The 21,426-nt window shown below is 69.2% G+C and carries 18 protein-coding genes; 7 read left to right on the top strand and 11 right to left on the bottom strand.

From position 1 onward, the window contains the following. Nucleotides 1–35 precede the first annotated feature (35 nt). From ACFYWI_RS29365 to ACFYWI_RS29345, 5 genes are all read left to right on the top strand, one after another. A complete protein-coding gene (locus ACFYWI_RS29365) occupies nucleotides 36–1,037 on the top strand; it encodes an MASE1 domain-containing protein (protein WP_389238400.1) in 1,002 nt (333 codons plus the stop codon). A 320-nt stretch (nucleotides 1,038–1,357) separates the two neighbouring features. Then, nucleotides 1,358–3,643 (top strand): nitrate- and nitrite sensing domain-containing protein, encoded by a 2,286-nt coding sequence (locus tag ACFYWI_RS29360; protein WP_389238246.1) that lies wholly within the window; start codon nucleotides 1,358–1,360, stop codon nucleotides 3,641–3,643. Then, entirely contained in the window at nucleotides 3,640–4,044 is a 405-nt protein-coding gene (locus ACFYWI_RS29355; RefSeq protein WP_389238244.1) for a roadblock/LC7 domain-containing protein, read from the top strand. The genes ACFYWI_RS29360 and ACFYWI_RS29355 overlap by 4 nt, the downstream gene beginning before the upstream one ends. Then, a complete protein-coding gene (locus tag ACFYWI_RS29350) occupies nucleotides 4,044–4,409 on the top strand; it encodes a DUF742 domain-containing protein (protein WP_389238242.1) in 366 nt (121 codons plus the stop codon). The genes ACFYWI_RS29355 and ACFYWI_RS29350 overlap by 1 nt, the downstream gene beginning before the upstream one ends. After that, on the top strand, nucleotides 4,396–4,986 hold the full coding sequence (locus ACFYWI_RS29345) for an ATP/GTP-binding protein (RefSeq protein WP_389238240.1): 591 nt from the start codon (nucleotides 4,396–4,398) through the stop codon (nucleotides 4,984–4,986). The genes ACFYWI_RS29350 and ACFYWI_RS29345 overlap by 14 nt, the downstream gene beginning before the upstream one ends. A gap of 42 nt (nucleotides 4,987–5,028) precedes the next feature. Here the strand turns inward: ACFYWI_RS29345 and ACFYWI_RS29340 are convergent, their stop codons facing one another. Beyond that, nucleotides 5,029–6,369: a helix-turn-helix domain-containing protein gene (locus tag ACFYWI_RS29340; protein WP_389238238.1), complete on the bottom strand. Its 1,341-nt coding sequence runs from the start codon at nucleotides 6,367–6,369 to the stop codon at nucleotides 5,029–5,031. A 160-nt stretch (nucleotides 6,370–6,529) separates the two neighbouring features. Here ACFYWI_RS29340 and ACFYWI_RS29335 point away from each other — a divergent pair, with 160 nt between their 5' ends. Next, nucleotides 6,530–7,858 carry a M64 family metallopeptidase gene (locus tag ACFYWI_RS29335; RefSeq protein WP_389238398.1) on the top strand — a complete coding sequence of 443 codons (1,329 nt, stop codon included), beginning with the start codon at nucleotides 6,530–6,532 and terminating at the stop codon, nucleotides 7,856–7,858. A 108-nt stretch (nucleotides 7,859–7,966) separates the two neighbouring features. Here the strand turns inward: ACFYWI_RS29335 and ACFYWI_RS29330 are convergent, their stop codons facing one another. From ACFYWI_RS29330 to ACFYWI_RS29300, 7 genes are all read right to left on the bottom strand, one after another. Next, entirely contained in the window at nucleotides 7,967–10,513 is a 2,547-nt protein-coding gene (locus tag ACFYWI_RS29330) for a SpoIIE family protein phosphatase (RefSeq protein ID WP_389238236.1), read from the bottom strand. 234 nt (nucleotides 10,514–10,747) lie between these two features. Further along, nucleotides 10,748–11,008: a UBP-type zinc finger domain-containing protein gene (locus ACFYWI_RS29325; protein ID WP_389238396.1), complete on the bottom strand. Its 261-nt coding sequence runs from the start codon at nucleotides 11,006–11,008 to the stop codon at nucleotides 10,748–10,750. A gap of 518 nt (nucleotides 11,009–11,526) precedes the next feature. After that, the gene (locus tag ACFYWI_RS29320; RefSeq protein ID WP_389238234.1) at nucleotides 11,527–12,771 is read right to left on the bottom strand and encodes a cytochrome P450; all 1,245 of its coding nucleotides are present in this window, start codon (nucleotides 12,769–12,771) and stop codon (nucleotides 11,527–11,529) included. Further along, nucleotides 12,768–13,724: an amidohydrolase family protein gene (locus tag ACFYWI_RS29315; RefSeq protein WP_389238233.1), complete on the bottom strand. Its 957-nt coding sequence runs from the start codon at nucleotides 13,722–13,724 to the stop codon at nucleotides 12,768–12,770. Before ACFYWI_RS29315 ends, ACFYWI_RS29320 begins: the two co-directional genes overlap by 4 nt. Next, nucleotides 13,721–14,605, bottom strand: coding sequence for an NAD(P)-dependent oxidoreductase (locus ACFYWI_RS29310; RefSeq protein WP_389238232.1), 885 nt, complete (start codon nucleotides 14,603–14,605; stop codon nucleotides 13,721–13,723). Before ACFYWI_RS29310 ends, ACFYWI_RS29315 begins: the two co-directional genes overlap by 4 nt. Continuing rightward, complete coding sequence (locus tag ACFYWI_RS29305) at nucleotides 14,602–14,940, bottom strand: antibiotic biosynthesis monooxygenase family protein (RefSeq protein ID WP_389238230.1); 339 nt, start codon at nucleotides 14,938–14,940, stop codon at nucleotides 14,602–14,604. The genes ACFYWI_RS29310 and ACFYWI_RS29305 overlap by 4 nt, the downstream gene beginning before the upstream one ends. Nucleotides 14,941–15,321: 381 nt before the next feature. Further along, nucleotides 15,322–16,260: a hypothetical protein gene (locus ACFYWI_RS29300; protein WP_389238228.1), complete on the bottom strand. Its 939-nt coding sequence runs from the start codon at nucleotides 16,258–16,260 to the stop codon at nucleotides 15,322–15,324. 1,559 nt (nucleotides 16,261–17,819) lie between these two features. On the opposite strand from ACFYWI_RS29300, the gene ACFYWI_RS29295 reads away from it, so the two are divergent. After that, nucleotides 17,820–18,881 carry a PP2C family protein-serine/threonine phosphatase gene (locus tag ACFYWI_RS29295; protein WP_389238394.1) on the top strand — a complete coding sequence of 354 codons (1,062 nt, stop codon included), beginning with the start codon at nucleotides 17,820–17,822 and terminating at the stop codon, nucleotides 18,879–18,881. Nucleotides 18,882–19,490: 609 nt separating this feature from the next. Here ACFYWI_RS29295 and ACFYWI_RS29290 read toward each other — a convergent pair. The 3 genes from ACFYWI_RS29290 to ACFYWI_RS29280 form a co-directional block, all read right to left on the bottom strand. Continuing rightward, on the bottom strand, nucleotides 19,491–20,057 hold the full coding sequence (locus tag ACFYWI_RS29290) for a hypothetical protein (RefSeq protein ID WP_389238226.1): 567 nt from the start codon (nucleotides 20,055–20,057) through the stop codon (nucleotides 19,491–19,493). After that, nucleotides 19,984–20,433 (bottom strand): tetratricopeptide repeat protein, encoded by a 450-nt coding sequence (locus tag ACFYWI_RS29285; RefSeq protein WP_389238224.1) that lies wholly within the window; start codon nucleotides 20,431–20,433, stop codon nucleotides 19,984–19,986. Before ACFYWI_RS29285 ends, ACFYWI_RS29290 begins: the two co-directional genes overlap by 74 nt. A 141-nt stretch (nucleotides 20,434–20,574) precedes the next feature. Next, nucleotides 20,575–20,826 (bottom strand): GntR family transcriptional regulator, encoded by a 252-nt coding sequence (locus ACFYWI_RS29280; RefSeq protein WP_389238222.1) that lies wholly within the window; start codon nucleotides 20,824–20,826, stop codon nucleotides 20,575–20,577. Nucleotides 20,827–21,426 lie beyond the last annotated feature (600 nt).

Genomic DNA, 21,426 nt, shown 5'->3' with positions numbered 1-21,426 from the left:
AGACGCGGCGCCGAGGACGTTGTGTGATGACAGGCGTGGTCCCCAGCGAGCAACTCCGACGTCCGGCCGCAGCGCTGCTGCGGGTCCTCGCCGTGGCAGCCGCCTACTGGGTGGGCGGCGCTCTGGGTCTCGAGGAGCAGGTGGTCGTGGAGGGGGCGGTGGTGACACCCTTGTGGCCGCCCACCGGCATCGCCCTGAGCTGCCTGCTGTGGATGGGGGTCCGCGTGTGGCCGGGGATCGCCCTCGGCGCGTTTCTCACCATGCTCACGCTCGAATCGCTGCGCCCCTCCTCTGTCGGCATCCTCGTCGGGAACACCGTCGCCCCGGTGGCCGCCTATCTGATGCTCCGGCACATCGGTTTCCGGACCGAGCTCGATCGGCTGCGGGACGGGCTGGCACTGGTGTTCCTCGGCGCACTGGGCGGCATGCTGATCAGCGCCACCTTCGGTGCGGGAACGCTGGCGCTGAGCGGGCAGCTGCCGTTCGGCGAGTTCTGGCCCGTGTGGTCGGCATGGTGGGCCGGGGGCGCGATGGGCGTCCTGGTGATCACGCCGCTGCTGCTGGTGCTGCGCCGGGCCCGGCTCCGGCGCGACACACGGCCGTACTGGTGGACGGAGGCCATCGCCCTCGGCGTGACGTCGGTCGCCGTCTCGCTCCTGGCCACCCGGATCGAGCTGTCGCTGCTGTTCCTGGTGTTCCCGCTGCTGATCTGGGCAGCCCTGCGCTTCCAGCTCCCCGGCTCCGCACCCTGCGCGCTGCTGATTTCGGTCCTGGCGATCTCGGCGGCGACGGGCGGCGAGGGAGCCTTCGCCGGAAACACCCTGCTGGAGGTCATGGTCGTCCTGCAGGCCCTCAACGGGTGCGTCGCCCTGACCGCCCTGCTGCTGGCAGCGATCGTCACCGAGCAGATCGGTGTCCGCCGCAGGATCGAACTGGCATGCTCGGCCCTCTCGGAAGCCGTGGACCAACTCGCACCGGGTGAGGCGGCGCACCTGTGGCCCCTGTCCGAGGACCGGAGCCGTGACGACCAGGCATAGTCACAAGGTCTGCACGCATGACCGCTGAAGGCCATCCGGAACCGCCACGGTTCACGTTCGATGCGGCTCATGGTCCGTAACCCCTCTGACTCATTACCACACATCAGATCGCTGAAGCAGCCTCTCGCTTTATCGGCGTGGCCGGTTATGATCTGCATCCCTCACTTGCTCCCGAAGCCGGACCGGCCGTCCTCCCATTCCCTGTCCATCACATACCGGGCCCGGCTGGTCTGTCCCCGCTCACCGGCCCCCGAGGACTGATGTCACTCATAGAACCCCCAGGCCCACCAAAGCTGTCGAGAAATCGTCGGCGGCGTATCGTGCGCCTGCGTACCCTGCTGATCTGGCTGGCAGTCGTCCCCACGGTGGCCATGGGTGCCCAAGTCGTCGTGACCGCGGACCGATTGCTGGAGCAGTCGCAGCACCTGCGCACCGATGTGGCGGTCGGTGAGCAGATCGGCGTCCCCCTGTACAGGCTCATGGTCGAGTTGCAGGCCGAGCGGACGATGACGGCCGCGCGGTACGCGGGTTCTCCCCTGTCCGAGAAGGACCTGCGGAGCCGGCGCGCGGCAACGGACAGGGCCGCGGCCGAGTTCCGCCGCTCGTCGGCCACCGCAGTGGCAGTGTCCGAGGATGCGGACCGTCGCCTCCTGGCGGTGAGGGACGGCCTCGACGACCTGGACGCCTACCGCGAACGCGCGGACGCCCGCAGTGGGGTGGCCGACAGTACGATCGCCTTCTACACCAGTGTGATCACTCAGATGATCCGCTTCTACCAGGACGAGTTCAGCCACGTCGAAGACGGCGAGCTCGCCCAGGAGAGCCGCGTGGTCGTCGCCATGTTCTCGGCGGCGGAGATCCTGGCGCAGGAGGACACGATCCTCGCGCAGGCCGGACCGTCCAGGGAGCTGACCCCCTCCAGGTTCGCGGACTTCGTCAACGCCGTCGGAGCCCACAGCTATCTGTACGACATATGGATCGTGCCGTATCTGTCCGGTGAGGGGAGCGACCTCTACGCGCAGATCAACGGTTCGGACGCGTGGCAGACCAAGAGCCGCATCGAGAACGCGGTCGTTTCCGAGCACGCGGACACCGCCTACGGTGTGAAGCTGCCCCCGGACATCAGAGGCTGGCAGGCCGCACACGAGAATTGGGCCCCGCAGTGGGGCACGCTGAACGCCGATCGGGCACGGGGGCTGCTGGCGCACGCCGATGTCAAGGCGTCAGAGCTCGAGGCGGAGGTCGCCTGGCTGGTCGCGGGAAGTGGCGGGGCGCTGCTGGCTGTCGCAGGCGTCGTCGTGTTCATCACGCGCACGGTGTTCCGCCGGCTGCGGGGTCTGCACGAGCGCACGGTGACCATGGCAGAGAAGACGCTGCCGGATGTCGTGGCCCGGCTGCAGCAGGGCCGGCCCGTCGACGCCGGCTCGCTGCCCGAGGCCCGGGGGGACGGGGACGAGGTCGGACGTATCAGCGACGCGTTCGCCCGGGTCGTCGCCGTGTCCGTCGACGGGCACAGGCAGCTCGCGGACGAGCGTCACGGCTTCGGGATGTTCGCCGCGGGTATCGCCTCACGCACCGGAAACCTGGTCAGCCGTCAGCTGAGCCTCACCGAAGACCTCCAGGACACCTTCGGCAACGACGAAGCGCTCCTTGCCCAGCTCATGCGTTCCGACCAGTTGACGGTGGGCATGAGGCGGCAGATCGAGAACCTGCTCATCCTGTCGGGCGGTGAGATCCCCGACCCGCACACCGAACCCATGCGCGTTGCCGACCTGCTGCGCGAGGCCGCCGCGGAGGTCGAGGACTTCCGGCGGATCGAGCGGCAGGCCCTGGACGAGATCAGCGTGGAACCGCGCGTGATCAGCCAGATCAGCCACCTCCTCGCGGAGCTGCTGGACAACGCCACCCGGTTCTCCCCGCCGAGGTCGAAGGTCGTCATCCGGGCCGAGGTGGTGGCCGACGGGCTGTCGGTCGAGATCGAGGACCGCGGCCCGCGTGTGACCCCCGCGAGCTACGAGGAGATGAACGGGCGGCTGCACTCGGCCCCGCCGTACGCCGTGCTGGCGAAGAACGCGCACCGGCTGGGTCTTTTCGTGGTCGGCCACCTCGCCGACCAGCTCCAGGCCAGGGTCACGCTGCGCCGCTCGGTGTACGGCGGGACATCGGCCGTGGTCATAGTCCCGAGGGAACTGCTCGTGCCGAGCGAGCAGGAACCGGCCCGCACGCCGGCTCCGTCAGTTCCCGCTCCGTCAGTTCCCGCACAGCGGACCCTCTCCGCACCCGCCAACCCGGCCCCGCGCCGCGTCGACACGCCCAAGCCCGAGCTCGTCCTGCATGTGCAGTCCGGTCTGCCGGTGCGTCGGACGCATGAGCGGTCGCAGGAGAGCGCGCCGGTTCGCACCGTGACGCCGGACGGCGACTCGCGTCCGGCCCTGCCCGAGCGTGTCCCGCAGACCCATATCGCCGAGCAACTCCGCGAGCCGCGCGCACCGGAAGCAGTCGTCCCCAAGGACACGGCGACACCTGAAGAGGTAGCCGATGCCTGGGCGGACTACGAACACGGAACCCAGTCAGTGGAAGAAGAGCTCCGACAGGATCAGCCATGACGACGACATCGAACGACATGATCTACAGCATCCTGGACAACAACCTGAGCAGGATCGCGGGCATCGAGGGAGCCGTCCTCCTGTCCAATGACGGGATCAAGCTCAGCGCCTATCTGCTGGACCGGCCCCAGGCGGAACGCATGGCCGCGGCGTCCTCCGGAATCGCTGCCACGATGAAGGCGATATCCAGGGAGATCGGCGGCGGCCGGGTGATCCGCCAGCTGGTCGAGATGGACGACAGGTATCTCTGCATCGTGGGGTGTGGCGAGGGCAGCACGCTCATCGTCGTGACCTCCCGCAAGGCACGGCTGGGGGAGCTGGGCGGAGAGGCGGTGCGGACCGCGCAGGCACTCGGTGAGTGGCTGGGCACACCTGAGCGCGACCAGGTGCCCACGTCGTAATGCCGGACGATCCGCAGCACGGAGGCCGCCGCCGCACGCGGCTGTACGCCCTGACCGATGGCCGTACAGCAGCTACGCACACCGTCGTGACCATGGACACCACGATCACGGCGGCGGTCTCCGCGGACGCCCAAGGCGGCCTGCCCAGCGAGTGGCAGGCCATCCTCTCCATGTGCCTGCCTCCGAACGGTCAGGCGGTCGCGGAGATCGCGGCCCGGATGCACATGCGCCTGACCCCGATGACGGTCCTCCTCGGTGAACTCGCGGACCGCGGGCTGATCCACCACCGGCCGCCCCTGGAGGAGGCCGAGACCACCAATGTCCACCTGCTCATGAGAATCAGGGACAGCCTTGCCCGAATATGAGACCCCTGCCCAGGAAGCGGCCCCCGTCAAGATCTTGATCGCCGGGGGATTCGGTGTCGGCAAGACGACCCTGGTCGAGACGATCTCCGAGATCGATCCGCTGCGCACGGAGGAGCGGCTGACGTCCGCGGGTGTCGGGGTCGACGACCTCGACGGCATCGAGTCCAAGCTGGTGACCACCGTGGCGATGGACTTCGGCCGTCTCACCCTCACCGACGCCGGAGTCGTCCTCTACATGTTCGGCACACCGGGCCAGGAACGCTTCTGGTTCATGTGGGACGACCTGCTGAACGGGGCTTTCGGGGCGATCGTGCTGGTCGACACCCGACGACTGGACCGCAGCTTCCCGGCCGTCGACTTCTTCGAGAGCCGTGGGCTGCCGTTCGTCGTCGGCGCGAACTGCTTCCACGGCGAACAGCCCTACACCGCCGAGGAGATCGGGGCGGCGCTGCATCTGCGCGATTCCGACACGCCCGTCGTCATGCTCGACGCCCGCTCCCGTGAGGACGTCCGGGACGCCCTGCTCGCGCTCCTCGACGTACTCATCGCCAAGGCACAGACCGCGGCGCCCGTGTGAAAGGAGTCCCGTCGTGGGCCGCGCTCGCAGACGGCTGCTGACTCAGCGCCGCGAGACCGACGGAGCCGCCGGGGCCGGTCCCAGGGTCGTCGTGCCGGGAGCCGCCCGGTGGCCCAGTCCCGTGCGGTACACGTCCAGAGCGGCCTCGACGCGGCCGCTGCGGCGCAGTAGGTCGCCCAGCAGGCGGCACAGGTCGGCGAGGTCGCCGCTGGCTCCGCTGCGCTCCAGCAGGGCCAGCGCCACGACGTAGTGCTCCTCGGCGGTCTCGGTCTCCCCCCGCTCCTCGGCGATCAGCCCGAGCAGCCGGTGCGCGCCGCCCGCGTGGACCGCGCCCTGCCGGTCGCCGAGTTCCAGGAGCGCCGAGAGCAGGCCGGCCGCCTCGTCGTGCCGCCCGAGCCGTCGCAGTACGTCGGCCAGTTCCACCTCCACCTGGGCGGCGTAGAGCACGGCGCGTTTGGAGGTCAGCATGTCCCGGGCTGTGCGCAACTCCTTTTCAGCAAGGGTGAGTTCGCCGTTCTGCGCCTGGACGTAGCCGCGCATCCAGTGGCAGTGCGCGAGATCGGTCCGCAGCCTCAGCTGCCGGTAGATCGCCTGGGCCTTGGCGAGTGAGGCGTCGGCGTCGGCCGTGCGTCCTTCGGCGAGGAAGGTACGGGCCACCTGCCGGTGCATGCCCGCCACCAGCGCCGGGTCGTTGACCTGCGGCGCCAGGGCCAGCGCGAGCTCGGCGGCGTGCGCGGCGCGGGCGTGGGCTCCCATGTCGATGTACGGGCCGATGACGGCGGCGTACAGCAGTACCAGCGCCTCGGGGTCGGCCAGGCCGCTCGCGCCGAGCTCGTCGATGGTGGACTCAAGGAGATAGCAGGCGTAGCGCAGCTCCCCGGCCAGGAGGTGCGCGATGGCGCGGCCCCGTACGGCGCGGGCGCGGCGGGGAAGCGGTTCATCGGCCAGCAGCCGCTCCGCCGCCTCGAAGTGCCGTCCCGCATCGGCCAGTTCGCCGCTCTCCAGAGCACAATCGCCCAGACCGAGCAGCGCCTCGGCCTGCTCGGGAACGAGTCCGAGGTGTTCCGCGTCGGTGCGGAGCCGGCGGTAGTGGACGGCAGCCTCGTCGGCGGCGCCGGTGGCGAGCTGCTGCTGGGCATCGGTGAGGGCGAGCCGCAGCTCGGTGGCCAGATGGGCGGGGCGCCCGGTGGACAGCTCCTCGAACGATGTGCCGAGCCGTTGCGCGAGGAAACGCAGTGCGGTCTCGGAGGGCCGGACCTTGCCGGACTCCAGTGTCGATACATACGCGGGTGTGTACGCGGGTTCGGCCAACTGCCGCTGTGTCAGCCCGCGTCGGTTACGCAGCCGCTGTACCCGTCGGCCGATCTCGGCTGGTTCGTCCATGGGACCCCCTGGTCTCGAACTCCCCAGTATTCAGGGGCAGTAGGCATTGCGCACGTCCTGTTCCTGCCCCTAGTTTAAGCAACCCGTTCAACAGGCTTAATCAGTTGCTTAACTCTCGTCTCAGGGGCAGGAATTGATGCGTTCAGCGCGACGCGGAGTCATGGGGGTGGCCGGCGTGGCCGCTGTCCTGACGACCGTACTGGCCGCCGTACCCGGCAGCGCGGCGGCGGATCCGGCTACGCCCGGCAAGGCCGGGGTCGAGGTCGAGATACCCGGCCCGGAACACGGCACTGCCGCCGGTTCCGGCCACACGCGCGTACCGCTCGAGGGCCGGGACCGGCCGCCGTCCCGGCTCTCGGCGGCCGAGGAGGCCGCCGACGGCGACGTCACCAGGCTGGTGGACAACGGCTCCACCGCCGACCGGCTGGACATCGTCGTCGTCGGGGACGGGTACACCACCGCCGAGCTGGACCGGTTCCACACCGACGCCAAGGAGAAATGGGCCGAGGTGGCGGCCGTCGAGCCGTACACGACGTACCAGAGCCTCTTCAACGTCTGGGCGGTGGACGCCGTGTCGAACGAGTCCGGCGTCTCGGGCGACCCCGGCCCGGCCGTCGTCCGGGACACCGCTCTGGGCTCGTATTTCTGGTGCGACGGCATCGAGCGGCTGCTGTGCGTCGACCAGGACAAGGTCGACGGGTACGTGGCGAAGGTGCCCGATGCCGACCTGGTGCTCGTCCTGGCCAACAGTGCCAAGTACGGCGGCGCGGGCTACAACGAGCCCAGCGCCTCCCTCGGCTACGAGGGCATCTCGACCGCCTCGGCGGGCAACGAGAAGTCCGGCCAGGTCGCCATCCATGAGACCGGCCACTCGCTGGGCAAGCTCGCCGACGAGTACTTCTACCCCGACTACCCGGGCTACGAGCAGTACACGGGCCCGGAGCCCGCCGACTCCAATGTCTCCACCCTGACCGCCGGGGACATGTCGGGGCAGCGCGCCAAGTGGCACCGCTGGCTGGGCGAGGAGTCGCCCGACGGCGGCACGGTCGGCACGTACGAGGGCGGCGGCTACTACGTCACGGGGCTGTACCGGCCCACCGACAACTCCCTCATGCGTTCTCTCGGCACACCCTTCAACCTGCCCGGCGTCGAGGCGATGATCGCCGGTTTCTACCGCCATGCGAGGATCGCCACCGCCGTCACCCCCACCGGCCGCATCCTGCGGCTGGGAGACACCGCGAAAGCCGCCGTACCCCGGCTGGCGGGCGCGGACGGGCGTCAGCTGAGGACCCGCTGGTACCTGGACGGGAAGGAGCTGAAGCCCTTCGCGGGCCGTACTCGGGTGCGGGTGTCGGACCTGGCCCTGCTGCTGCTCGACCTGCGCACGCACACGTTGTCGGTGACCGCCGAGGACCGCACCCCCTCGGTGCGGGATCCCAAGATCGCCGGGACCCTGCAGTCCGACGTCAGCTGGAGGATCCGGCTCTGACATCACCTGCGACCGGGTACCACGAAGCTCCCGGGCAGGGCCCCAGGCCGCTGCCCGGATGCCTCGCCGTACTGCCGTGGCGGGCAGAGAAGCGTCCTCCGCCACCGCTCAGCCGGTCTGCACCGTACTGCCGCCGGCAGCGCCGTACTCGGTGAGCAGCAGGGCGATGTCGTCCGCGCGGTGCGCCGAGCGCCGGGCCTCGTGCAGAAGCCGGTCGGCGAGCTCGTCGAGGGTGTCCGCGCGGGCGTGGGCCAGCGTCGCTCTCAGCTGGTCGACCCCCACGTCGATGTCGGTGCCGCGCTCCTCGACCAGTCCGTCCGTATAGAGCGCGAGTACCGAGCCGGGCGTCAACTCCATTTGCGTTTCCGGGTAGTGGGTCGCGCGGTCGACACCGAGCAGGGCTCCGCCCTCCAGATTCACCACCTGCGTCGTCCCGTCGGGACGGCGTAGCAGCGGGGGGCAGTGGCCGGCGCGGACGGCACGCGCTCGACCGGTGCCGGCGTCGAAGAGGATGTAGCAGCAGCTGGCGAGAAGCTGTGCGTCGAGGTCTCCGAGGAGCCGATTGGTTCCCGCGACCACCTCACCTGGCTGCTGCCCTGCGGTGGCGAAGGCCCGTACCGCGCTGCGCAGCTGCCCCATGGCCGCAGCGGCGGCGACACTGTGTCCCTCCACGTCCCCGATGACCAAGGCGAATCCATCACCCGTCTTGATCACGTCGTACCAGTCGCCGCCGATGTCCATACCGCCTGTGCCGGGCAGATAGCGGCCGGTGATGTGGACACCTGGGATGGCGGGCAGCCGGTGGGGAAGGAGCGCATGCTGCAGACCGCGGGCGACGGCGAACTCCTCGTCATAGAGCCGGGCGCGCTCGAGGGCCTGGGCGATCAGTCCGCCGAGCGCGCTGAGGACGCTGCGTTCTTCGGTGGTGAAGTGGTGGATGTCGTCGAAGCCGAGGACACACGTGCCGATGGGGCGGCTGGAGGCGATCAGGGGGAGGTACGCCCAGCAGCGCACCCCGTCCACCGGGATACCCGGATAGCTGCGGGAGAGGTCCTCCTGCGACTCGATGAACAGCGGAACGCCGGACGTCAGCGTGTCCGTGCCGGGCAGCCGGGCGTGCAGAGGCGTCCCCTCCAGCCAGTCCAGGAATCCCTCGTGGTGACCGGTGTGCGACAACAGGTGCATACGGCCCCCACGGACCACGTAGATCGCCATTTGCCGGCCGCCGAAGGCCGGCAGAAGCTGATCGGCGACGACATCGCAGACTTCCCGGGCTGTCACTGCCTCGGTCAACCCGCTGCCCAGCTGCAGTACGTGGTACATGGCGCCCAGGCGTGCGGGTCTGGCCGGCGTGGAAGCAGAGGAGGACGGCGGCACGGTGCTCTCTCCTGCCGCGGCCGCCGTATCCGGGAGCGGTGCCCGCTGCTCCGCCGTGGCCGGGGGCGGCTGCCCCACCGGGACCGTTCTGACCGTCACGCCGTCCGCGGCCGGGTGGAGAGCGAAAGCGAGCCACTGGTCGGGCGGGCGGCAGGCCAGGAACGACGTGGGCTGCTGCGAGACCATGGCGGCGCGGTGCCGGTCTTCGTAGGCGGGATCGGACAGCCACGGCAGAACGTCCCAGAGACACTGGCCTACGAGGTCCGCCCGGCGGACCCGCAGCAGCTGCTCAAGGCTGCGGTTGGCATAGGTGAGCCTCCCGTCGGGATCGAGTGAGCAGACACCGTCCGGGAGCCTCTCGATCGCCGCGACGGCTCTGGTGCCCGCCCCGGGGTCGAGGACGGCACCGACCAGGTGCGAACGCGCCTCCTCGCCAACGGCCTCCGGTATGCGGCCCCACAGCTCGACCGTGCGGAGCCTGCCGTCGTGCCTGCGAACCCGCAGTCGTTGCGCGACGACACGGCCGTCGTCGACCGCCTTGCGGGCCGCGGACCGGAAGGCGGCGAGGTCTGCGGGGTGGATCCGGGAAGCGAGGGTGCCGGCCTGTCCGTCGAACTCTTGAGGCGTGAGACCGAAGATCGCGCAAAGCTCGTCGTCCGCTGCCAGAGTGCCGGTCTCCGGCTGCCAGTCGAACAGGCCGACCCGCACCGCCGGCAGGGAGGGAGCCGGAACCTCGATGGCGACCGTTCGCGCGTCGTATTCGGGGAGATCGCCGCGGTCGTGGAGCACAGCGAGCGAGGCACCGAGACGGCTGGCTATGCGGCGCAGATGCCGAAGCCGGGTCCTGGACAGCCCCTTGGTCCCGGGCGGTGCGGACCATATGACGGCCAGGGCCCCGAGGGCATCGCGCCCCGCTCGCACCGGCACGGACGCGGAGCCGAAGGCGTACGGCAGCGCCACCGCCAGTTGCGGGAATCGCCGCGCCGTCTCGTCGGCGTCGGCCAGGTGCACGGTCCGCCCGGAGCGGTAGGCCGCTGCGACGGGAAGCGGACTGTTCGCCGGGATCAGCCGCCAGCCTCCCAGCAGGGAAGGCGGCGTCCCGCATGCCGCCACGAGCACGATCGAGCTGCGGTCGCGTGAGCGGAGAAAAATGCTTGCGGCGTGCGCGTGGGTTTCCTGGACGGCGCTGACGACGGCAGCGGACAGCAGGTCGTCGCTCTCCGCCCTGTCACCGGTGACACGCGACCCTGTCCGTTCCGTCGGCCCATGCCGACCCATATTTTCTGATCTACCCCTGGATGCCGGGAGTGTCAAGGCGAGAGCGTCACACCAGTCGCGCCGCCTGCTGCTGCGCGCCCGACCACACAGCAGCGGATGCCGGACCTGCACGGCGGAAGCCGGGACAGCCTGGGGGTACATCCCCCATCTGTTCCGGCGTCAGCCGGGGATACGCACCGTGCTGGTCGGGAGTTTCGGTGAGCGTCTCTGCGGATCGGCGAGCGGCGGCGTTCATCAGACCGTGGCCTCGTGGACGAAACACCAGCGCCAGTCCTCGCCCGGTTCGAAGGACTGCACGATGGGGTGCCCGACGGTGCCGGCGTGCAGGCGGGCGTGCTTGAGCGGCGAGGAGTCGCAGCATCCAACGTGCCCGCAGGTCAAGCAGAGTCTGAGGTGCACCCAGGGGGAGCCGAGGCGCAGACACTCCTCACAGCCCTCGGGGGTGCGCGGCGTCACCGGGCGGACGAGCGCGAGATGCGGGTCGGGTTCCATCATGGCGTGCCTCTTTCTGGGGACGGGCGGGTCACCGGCGACCGGCGATGGTCTCCTCGACCCATTGACGCAGTGCGGGGCGGGCGCCGCACCCGCCTGCCGCGCGATCACCTGCCCCTCGTCGAGCAGGAGCAGGAGCAGGGTCGGTACGGCCCGCACCTGGAATCGCTGGGCGATTCTGGGGAGCTGGAACATCGCAGGACGCAGCCGAACCGGGACGTCCCCCTTGCGCAACGGAGGACGCCGCACGGCCGGCGCCGCTGACGGCGGTCTCCAGGACCTCGTCCTCGTCGTCGATCTCCAGGATGTCCATCGCCGCGGGGCGCACATGGGCCGGGGTACCGTGGCGGATCGAGCGCGCGGCGGCGTCCAGGACGCCGGCGGCCGCGTGAGTCACGGGCGATACCTCGACGCCGAAACAACGCTCGCCGAGGTATCTTGACGCCCGTTGCGACGCCCTGTCAGGTCTTGCGACCTGCGGGCAGGGCGACTTCAGGATGATGCCGGCCCCCCGCCGTCGGTCACGGCACCGCGGGATCGAGCACGACGGGCAGCTCCGCGAGGCCGCGGAAGGCCGGGAACGGAACCTCCATCCACGGCGCCTCACGTGCCGGGTCGGCCAGGGCCATCCTCGGGAAGCGACTGAACAGACCGGTGAGAGCGAGCTGCATCTCCAGCCTGGCCAGCGGTGCTCCCAGGCAGTAGTGGATGCCGTGCCCGAAGCCCAGATGGGCACTTTGCACGTTCTCCGGTCGCGTCACGTCGAACCGGTCCGGGGAGTCGAACTTCAGCGGGTCGCGGTTGGCCGAAGTGAGCGCGATCTGAACCAGCGCGCCCTTCGGAATCACCGTCCCGGCGATCTCGACATCCTCGGTCGCGAAACGGAACGTCGCGCTCTCCACCGAGCCGTCGTAGCGCACCAGCTCCTCCACCGCCCGTCCCATCAGCTCCGGGTTCTCCTGCACAGCACGCAGCTGTGCGGGTTGGGAGAGGAGATGGTAGACGGCGTTGCCGATGAGGTAGGCGGTCGTCTTGTGACCCGCGAACATCAGCAGGAACGCCGACGAGATCAGCTCGTTCTCGGTGAGCCCGCCGTCGTTGTCCCGGGCCGTGGTGAGCGCGCTGAGCAGGTCATCACCCGGGTTGCCGCGCTTGCGCGCGATGAGATCCGCGAAGTACGCGTGCAGGCTCTCCTCCGCCTTCTGCTGGGCCTGCTTGGATTCCTTGCTGAACCCCGTCTGCGCCACCGTGGTGGACCAGAGCTGCACCTGTGACCGCTCGCCCTTCGGTACGCCGAGCAGTTCGCAGATCACGGTGATCGGCAGCGGGAACGCGAACGCGGGCAGCAGGTCGACCGGTTCCCGGGTGGGGCATGCGTCCAGCAGCGTCTCGACGATGTTCTGGATCCGCGGCCGAAGCGACTCCACCCGGCGCGGGGTGAATTCGGAGTTGACCAGCTTCCGCAGCCGCGTGTGCTTGGGCGGGTCGGAGTTGAGCATGTGGTCGTCCAGTGCCACCGACGCGTCACCGAAGATCCTCCGGTAGGCGTCCATGGCCCCGTACATGTCCTTGCTCAGCCGCTGATCCGACAGGGCGGCCCGAGCGTCCTCGTACCGCGTGATCAGATACGTGTCGATGCCGTGCGGCGGCCGCATGGGGCAGACCGGCGCCGCGTCCCGGAGGTTCGCGTAGACCGGGTGCGGGTTCCGCCGGAACTCGGGGGTACACCGCTCCGCTGCGGCGACGGGATCTTCGAGTGTGGTCACGGACGGCTCCTGAGGTCGAAGAGGGCCTCGGCGTTTCCGCCGAGGATGAGCTGCTGGGACGCCTTGTCGATCGGCAGCTTCTCGATCATGTGGATCAGCTCCTCGAGCGGCGCGGACAGCGGCGGCGAGTCGGAGCCGAACAGCATCCGCTCCGGTCCCAGCACCTCCGCGTTGAGGCCCAGGTGCGCCGCGCTGAACGGGCTGGTGTCCACATACATGCGCTGCAGCGCGGCGACCGGGTCGGCCGCCGCCGGGGCGGAGGACGGCGCCGACGGCGCGCCCCCGCCCCAGTGCCGGGGGCGCGCCGCCGTCTGCAGGCGCTCCGGCAGCAGCGCCAGCGCGCCGCCGCCGGTGGCACCGATCAGCCGCAGGCCGGGGTACTTGTCCAGCCATCCTGCGAACGCGATCATGGCCATGCCCATGGTGACGTCGCCGAACCGGCCGATCTGCTCGACGAAGCCGATGTCGTCGACCCGCTCCGTGCCGATCGGTTCGGCCGGGGCATGCACCAGGACGGGCACTCCGGCCTCGGCCGCCAACGCGAAGAAGGAGTCGGCCCGCTGAGAGCCGAGCAGCTCGCCGTGGACACTCGACGTGGTGATCAGGCCGACGAAGGCGGGGTCTGCCAGCGTCTCGCGGACCCCTTCCAGGTGATCGTCGTCGCCGAACGGGTTGGCGTACACGTACCCGCGCAACTGGTCCGGGAACGAGGCGATCAGGCCCGACATCCAGGCGTGAAAGCCTCGCAGCCGGTCTCGTGGTTGCGCGTAGTTGTCGACGCCCGGGACCCGCGCCATCGCGCCGGCGCCGACCGGACTGCCGATGATGGTGAGGTCGATCCCGGCCTCGGCGCGGGCGGCGAGCATCCCGTCCACGTCGGTCAGGCTGGGGGGCATGGGGAATCGCTGGGCAGCCTCCGGTGGGGAGAGATGCCCGTGGATGTCGATGATCATCTGTCAGTTCCCGGTTTCCGTGTGAGTGCGTGGGTGACCGCGACACAGTCCTCTTCGCCGAATCCTTGCTCGGTGGCGCGGACATGGGTCCTGGCGGCTGCCTCGGCGAGCGGAAGCCGCAGCCCGGCCGCCGCGGCCTGGTCCGCGACGAGCTGGAGGTCCTTGGCCATCAGGCGCAGCCGGAAGTCGGGCTTGTCGAAGCGCCCGGCTGCCAGGCGCTTGGACTTGAACACCATGACCGGCGAGGCGAAGCCGCTGCCCGCGATCGTGCCGAGCACGAGCTGCCGGTCCAGTCCGGCGGCGGCCGCCAGCTCGGCGGCCTCGGCCAGAGCCTGCACCTCGATCCCCATCAGCATGTTGAGGAGCAGCTTCATCCGCATGCCGGAACCGAGTTCGCCAAGGTGGACGACCTCCTTGCCGAGCAGTTCGAGCAGCGGCCGCCCCGAGGCGAAGACGCGCTCCTCGCCGCCGACGAACAGCCGCAGCTCGCCGCTGCGGGCGTGCTCCCGGTTGCCCAGCATTCCGACGTCCAGAACGGCGGGAACCTGCCCGGCGAGGCGGACGACCTCTTCGGGGGCGACGGTGCTGGCACACACCAGGGCTCCGGGGTACGGGCCCCGCGCCAGAACACCGTCCGGTCCCCGCAGCACCGCGGCGAGGGCTTCGCCGTCGGCCACGGTGCAGATGGCGGCGCTCGTACCCTCGACGGCGTCGGCAGGGTGGGCGGCGGCGAAGGCGCCGGCCTTGGCGAGCGGCCCCGTCCGCTCCGCCGTGCGGTTCCAGACCCGCACCTGAATGCCCTGGTCGAGCAGCCGGGTGGCCAGGCCGGTGCCCATGGTGCCGAGACCGAGGACGGCGACGGAGCCGCTGGGGCGCGTCATGACTTCACCCCCACGGTCTCCTGAATGACCCGGAACCGCAGGGACTGGGTCTTGTCGACCCACTGGCGCAGCGGGGCCACCAGTTCTTGGTGATCCTCGCCCTGCTGCCAGGCGAAGAAGTGTTCGGGCGTCTCCCACTCGCTGGTGATCACCCACTGCCGGGAGCCGTCGACGGGTTCTCCCAGTCTGTCGATGATGTGCCCGGGGACTTGAGCGACGGACTTGCGTATTCGCTCGTACATCTCCAGGAACCCCTGCTCGCCGCCCTCGATGACGTGGACCGCGAACACCACGGACAGCTTGTCGGCCGATTGGCCGTTCTGCACAGCACCCATGTCTCCTCCTGGTGGTGAGATCTGGCAGAACACGATTCCCACCGACTCATGGCTCCCTTGGCCACGCAACTCCGACGTGGGCAGAGCCCAATGGAGACAAGGGCTCCCGCGTGGTTGATAGCCCGTCCGGGTGAGAATCGAAGGGCCCTTTCCGAAGGCGGTTCCGGGCTCCTCGCACGGCACCGACGAGGACTCGCCCGCTCCTTGACGATCAGTCGCGGCCACGCCGCCTCGTCCCGGAGAACGGCAGCTCGAGGCGGGTGTACTGCGCGCCGGGCATGGCCCGGCAGAAGCACGTGTGCCGTGCCCGGACAGTCCCGGACACGGCACACTGCTCGTTCGGTCAGAACTCTGATTGGACGTCAGAGAACGGCCGGGTGATCAGTCCTTCTTGCTCGCGACGGCGTTCTTCGAAGTGCCGGTGAGGGCCTTTTCGCTCTTGAAGTTCTTCACCGCGAGCGCCGCTGGTTCGGTGACCTCGAGCCACGGGTCGTCAAAGACGAACTCATCCAGGACGAAATCGCGATCACCCTCCGTCTCCCACACCTCGCCGTCAAGGAAGAGCACCTTGGCGTAGGCGAAGTTCCCCGCGGCGGAAATGGAGACTGCACACGGCTGCGAGTCCGTGGGGAACCCTGTGTTGTCGCTGACGAGGTCCCAATCGTAATCCCCTGGGACTCCCTGCCCGGTCACGGAGAGGTCCCGCTGGCCGACGAAGACCCGCCCGTCGGTAAGTAGCGCCGCGCTCAGCTCTTCGCGGAGCGTGAATCCCGGCTCCGTCCCTGTGAGGTCGAGCTGGAAGTAGTCCGTGGTGTCGATGTCGGTGCACGGGCCCGTGTCCCCGGTCGCGCCGGTCGGCCCGGTCGGCCCCGTCGCTCCAGTTGCTCCAGTTGCTCCAGTTGCTCCGGTCACGCCGGGCGTGCCTGCCCCGGTGGGTCCGGTCGGTCCGGTGGGGCCGGTGGGGCCGGTGGGGCCGGTCACGCCGGGCGTGCCTGCCCCGGTGGGCCCGGTGGGGCCTGTCGCGCCCGTGGCGCCCCTCGGCCCGGTGGGACCGGTCTTGCCCTTGCACTTGTCCCCGCGGCCGCTCTCCACCACGAAGCTGGCGACACTGTCGTAGTAGAAGTACCTGTCACACCTGTCGTCCTCTGCGGCGGCCGCGCTCACCTCGGCCGCCGCCTGGGGGGTGTCCCCAGCCGCCAGCGCGGGGCTGCTGAGGCCCAGCATCACGAGGGCCAGCGACGCCACCGCGCCGCCGGTGAGCAATCTGGTCCGCTGCGGAAGCGGGCCGAGACCGGACCGGGTCCTGCTCTCAGGACTCATGAAGTGCCCTACTTTCTTGGTGAGTTCGAACTCAGCGTTCGAAATGTCGTTAGCCCCAGAGGCTCCGGGCACGGCTGTCCTGCCTGCGCTGCCCGACTGCTGAAGGCGGCACAGGGGGCCGTGCCCAGGTCTAACGGCAGTCTCCGTCGCTTGTGGCGCGGACTGCTGCGGTCCTGCTACGGGCCTGCATCCGGCATCATTCGGGCGTATCCGCAGCGACAGGGAGAGGCGCGCGGAACGATCAATACTTCGGCCCAGCACGCGTGGTCCGTTGGGACGACGAATCGGCGCGCCGCGGGGATCCCGGCCGGGCCGGTGCCTAGCTTCGCGCGCACACGCACGCGGGGACGTGGGTGAGCTCTCCCCGGGGTTGAGCGGGCGGAAGATTCACCACCGTCGCCAGCCGTCTGATTCCTCAACACCACTCCGTGCGCGGTGTGCGTGACTCATGCTGGCGGATTGATAAGGGCCGCCAAGATTCCCCAAGGACTCATAATCTGTCGGCCGTGGGTTCGAGTCCCACCCGCCCCACCGTGCAGGCTTCTGACCTGCAGAAACGTCTCTTCGTGACCGCCGGATTCAGAACTTTGGCCCAGCGGACTGAATCCGCTGCTAACGAGTTCGACGGCGATTCGACACGCGGTGGTTGGCGCTTCGCTGACCTGCGAGGATACGCCGGTCATCCATCGGCGTGAGCTTCAGTAGGGGCCTGTTCGAGAGGCTGGACGGCGGATTCGGGACGCTGTCAGGACACAGGGTAGGAGAAGGAGCCGCCAAGGGCCCATCACTCCGACCCTGCTGCGTCTGTGGCGGGTGTGGTCGACATGGTTGCGGGGCCGGGCGCCCGGGACCGTCGGTGGAGACCGGGGCGGCTGGTTGCCTCCATAGCTGGTCCGAGAGCGCGGGAAAACGGCCTGAGATTCGGACGGCGCCAATGGCGCCGACTCCCTGCAACTCCGGCGAACGCACCATCAGCGACCTGCTGATGGACCAGATTGAATCCTCGCCCATCACGTCGCCCGCTTCCTGGCGAAGGTCGCTACCGCGTCGACTCCGGCGTGGTGCAGGCTCCGCTGTACCTTTCTCCGCGCCCCGGACGTGAATCGCGGTAGGCGCGGAGGTGCCGGTGGCAGCGCACATCGGGGCGTAGGCGCACGCGAGGTCCATTCGCTGCAGCTCGCCCATCGCCAGCACCCACTCGCGGGCCTCGCGTAGTCGCGGGTCGAGGAACGCCTCTTCAAGATCGCGAGGTCGGGGCGGACGTCGACACTGCTGCCCTCCCACCCAGGTGGGCAGCCGCTCACTTCAAACCTAGAGCAACTGCTCGGGTCCGCCGACGACTGATGTGACGGCGTGATCGTGTCGTGAATGGCCGAGTCATGTCCCAGCCAGACGGCGCGAGTGGGAGCCGACACCTTCTCTTGGGTAGGGCCGACTCGGCTGTGGGGCGGCTGGACCTGCCGTTGCCTCGTTGGGCGCGCCGGGCAGGGCAGGTGTAGAGAGGAGATGTGCTGCAGCGCCTCGTCGGTTTTCGCCGGTCGGTGCGAGCGGGTCATGCGATGGTGGCCATCCCGATCGCGCTGATGGTGGCGGTTGTCGTGATCGACGTTCTTGCGCCCCCGGATATTCACCTGGGCCCTTTGCTGGTCGCGGCCCCGGCGATCACGGCTTCGTTCGCCGGCCCCTGGCTGACGGGCCTGGTCGCCGCCCTCGCGGTGGTGGCTCAGGCGGTCATCGCGGTGCTGCGCGATCGCGACGAGTTGTTCTCGGCGAACCACCAGGCACAGATCGGCGCCCTGGTCCTGGTCGGATCGAGCCTCGTGATCTTCTGCGTGCTGCGGGAGCGCCACGCCAGAGAACTGACGCAGGTCCGGTACGTGTCTGAGACCGCCCAGCGCGTCGTCCTGCGGCCGCTGCCCAAACACATCGGGCCCCTGCGAATCGCCTCCCTCTATCTTGCTGCCGAGGCCGAGGCCCAGATCGGCGGCGACTTGTATGCGGCCGTACGCACCAGCTCCAGCACCCGGCTGATCGTCGGCGACGTGCGGGGCAAAGGCATGACCTCCGTCGGTGACGCCGCCCTGCTGCTCGGCGCGTTCCGGGCCGCCGCCCACCGCCAGGCGACTCTGGTCGAACTGGTTACCTATCTCGATGGAAGTGTGTGCTGGAACCTGGCCGAACCCGGCGAGACGGGCCAGACCGGAGAGAGCTTCATCACCGCCGCCATTCTGGACATCCTCGACCAGGACAGTAGGGTCGACATGATCGACTGCGGGCACCCACCGCCGATTGTGCTGCGAAACGGCCGTGCCACGACGATCGACGCCTACCAGCCCGCGCCTCCGCTTGGCCTCGGCGAACTGGCGCACCCTTGCTACCACGTCGACGCATTCAAATTCGAGGTAGGAGACCTCCTGCTGCTCTACACGGACGGGGTCATCGAGGCCCGCGACTCCACCGGCGCCTTCTATCCACTCACCGAGCGAGTCACGGGCTGGACCGAGAGCAACCCCGACGCATTCCTGCATCACCTCCGGCGTGATCTGCTCGACCACGTCGGCGGACGGCTGGGCGACGACGCCGCCATGATCGCGATCAAGCGCCAACCCACGCCCACGTGACGTCCTACGGGTGTCTTTACCGACAGGCGTTGCCGCGGAAGCGATGGCGGCCCTCGTTTCGCTATCAGACCAAGAGCGAGGGGCGCGAGACAGAGTCAAGCTAGTGCGGGCATCGTCTTCAGCCTGTGCGGCCTGTGCGATGCGTCTCTCGAAGTCCTTCATGGTTTCGAAGGGGCCTTTGAGAGCGAAGCGGAGACGGTGGGAGGCGTACGTATGCTGCCCGAGCATGCCGCGCCGGCCGGGGTTGGGCTCGATGAAGTAGGACAGCGTTACCCGCAGATGCGCATCTTCGGCGTCTAGGTCCAGCAACTGCTCACGGGGCCAGGGCAGTTCATGCAGCTCGCCGAGGCGCACCGTCCTACCGTCACGGACAAAAGGCTTCAACGAGCCTTGAATGATCACGGTGACGGCGCTGGCGGGGTGCATCAGCTGTATCGGGCTGGGACTGGGGACGCGGTCCGCGGCCGAGGGTGCACGGGTGATCGCCTCGAGGCTCGCACCGGTGGCACCGGCCGACGTCGAGGCCGTCGGCGCTCGCCCTCCAGGACGAACGGTGGGCTGCGGAGACGGCTGCAGAGGCTCCGCTCCGGCGCCGGGGCGGGATCGGGCTCAGGTGGTCGGCCGGCGGTGTCTGTCCCGCAGGGTGATGAGCGTCGGGAAGGGGCGGAGGAGGTGGAGTCGAGCCTTCATCAGGTGCTTCAAGCCGCCGAAGTACTGCTCCGGAGCCTGGTCGTTGCCCTCGTCCAGCAGTCTCCGCGTGATCCTGGTCAGGCTCGCCCACGACCAGAGAGCGGCGGTGATGCGCCCCGCTCGCTGTTGCGCGACTGCGAGGGCGATGAGAATCCTGCTCTTTTGGTCGAGCCCGTCGTTCTCCGGCAGGTTGGCCAGGACCCACGTGTACAGCGCCATGGCCTTGTCGGCTCGTGGCGTGTCCCGGACGGGTAGACCCAGGTCGCTCAGTGTTCTCCTCTCGCACGATGTGTCCTCCAGCTCGTGGTAGATGCCGACCGCTCTGACGTAGGCTTCCGCCGCCTGCAGCCGGCGGCGCCCGTATCTCAGCGTCGTGGCGAGGCGTTCCGGTGCCTCGGCCTCCTTGTGCCGGTCACCGCGGGCCCGGAACAGCGCGATCTCCCGTTCGTGCACCTCGGCGGCCTCGGTGAGGCGGCCGAGGTGCACGCAGTGCGGTGCCGAGGTTGACCAGCACCGTGATCAGCAGGCTTTCCTCGTCGCGCTCCTCGTGGATGGCCGCCGCCCCGCGGTGGGCCGCGACGGCCTCGTCGTACCGGCCGAGCTGCTGGATTCTGTTGCCCAAGGCGTCCAGCGCCACGGCCTCCAGGGCGCGGTCGCACACCTTGTGGCAGATGTTCACGAGTCTCTCGTAGTTGTCCACCGCTTCCTCCGGGCTCATGTCGCTCACCGCCCACAGATGCTGCGTGGCGATGGCCTGGTGGTGCTCGTCGCCGCGCTCCTGGTACAGGGCGAGGGCGCGGCGGTACGTGTCGAAGGCTTCAGTGGACCGTTTTATCGCGAACAACGTGTCTCCGAGGCGCATGACTCCCACCGCAGGCGGCAGGTAGCGGAAACGATGCGACCGACAACCGTGCCCCTGGTGCCGCGCCAAGTGCGCGACGCGCGCCGGGAGGCGCGACACCCCCTCCGAATCCCCGGGCCTCTCCGTTGGCCCCGCTGCGCCTCACTGCGTAGGGGTGCTTGGCCGCTCCTTGGAGACGAACGAGCCCAAGCCGGGCTCTGTGTAGGTCAATCCCTCCGCCCGCAGTGCGCGCAGCGCCTTCTGCGCCGTGGCGGCGGCGATCCCGAACTCCTCGGTCAACTGCACGACTGATGGCACGCGAGAGCGTGGCGGGTAGGTGCCATCGGCGATGCGCTCGCGCAGCACCTCGACCACCTGTCGCCAGCGAGGAACATCGGGGGCAAATTCGATCACCTGACCAAGCTAGGCAGACCACTCCACACCAGGCGAGATATGGAATACCTAGCGTGCTATAGCATGCTCTCGTAAAGTCGACTGTCAGAGAGAAGTACCCCCGCAACCGCGCGAACGGTCCGGGGGCGTGAACACCAGCTACAAGGGGGCTGATGAGGTGAGTGACTCTACCGACCGACCGCCGGTGCGCATGTGCGTCGGGTGCGAGCAGATCATCGAGACGCCAATCGTGGTGCGACTGGTCCATGCCAACTCGGGTCCGGGGTGGAACGTATACGCATGCCCCGACTGTGCGTCCGGCTACCTGACACCGGACCAGGCCTGGGAGCTGTACATCGAACACGTCGCTGGCTGTCGAGACTGCACCCGCGAGGTTTGCTGTGCGATGGGCACGGCCCTTTCGCATGTCCACAGCCGATCCCAGAACAAGGAGCGCGTCGCCAGAAGGCCAAGGGCGTAGAAGCCCCCAGGGCGCAGGCCGTCCTCAATTTGCCTCAGAGCACGGTCTGTTGTCAGTGCTGGATGCGATCATGTCCGTATGGGAGTTTCGCGCTCGGTGGACGAGCCCGTGGAAGGCCGCTCAGCTCCGACGAACAGGGT

The sequence above is a fragment of the Streptomyces sp. NPDC002889 genome, assembly GCF_042888425.1.
In the GTDB taxonomy this organism is placed as follows: Bacteria; Actinomycetota; Actinomycetes; order Streptomycetales; family Streptomycetaceae; genus Streptomyces.
Note: the sequence above shows the minus strand (reverse complement) of the source record. Positions and strands in the feature narration are given on the sequence as shown.